The sequence below is a fragment of the Winogradskyella costae genome, from assembly GCF_013403865.1.
In the GTDB taxonomy this organism is placed as follows: domain Bacteria; phylum Bacteroidota; class Bacteroidia; order Flavobacteriales; family Flavobacteriaceae; genus Winogradskyella; species Winogradskyella costae.
In genome coordinates, this window is sequence record NZ_JABFDK010000051.1 from 1 (window position 1) to 596 (window position 596).

A 596-nucleotide genomic window follows, 5' to 3' on the forward strand; every position below is an offset into this window, starting at 1 on the left:
ACCGCAACAGGCGATAGTCCAAGTGGAACAGATGATGTAAGTGATGTGAGTGATAATGGTGATGAAACAGTAGATGGTCCAGATGTAGATACGGATCCAACAAATGATCCAACAATAACACCAATTGTTCAAGATGCAGCATTAACTTTAACTAAAACGGTAGCTATCACAACTGATGCTTCACCAACAGGGACAAGTTTAGGAGATGTATTAACGTATACATTTAGTGTAACAAACACAGGAAACGTAACGGTAGACAATATTACTATTGCTGATGCTTTCACAGGAACAACAGGATTGGCCATTAGTCCATCAAGTTTAGTGCCAGGTGCAACAGGAACTGTAACGGTAACTTATACAATTGATCAAGATGATGTAGATTTAGGATCAATCACTAACAGTGCTACCGCAACAGGCGATAGTCCAAGTGGAACAGATGATGTAAGTGATGTGAGTGATAATGGTGATGAAACAGTAGATGGTCCAGATGTAGATACGGATCCAACAAATGATCCAACAGTAACACCAATTGTTCAAGATGCAGCATTAACTTTAACTAAAACGGTAGCCATCACAACTGATGCTTCACCAACAGG

1 protein-coding gene is annotated in these 596 nt (G+C 39.9%); it reads left to right on the forward strand.

Features of this window, described 5'->3' with window-relative positions:
- The coding region (locus HM986_RS17630) for a DUF7507 domain-containing protein (RefSeq protein WP_218841472.1) at positions 1–596 on the forward strand (596 nt) is incomplete at both ends.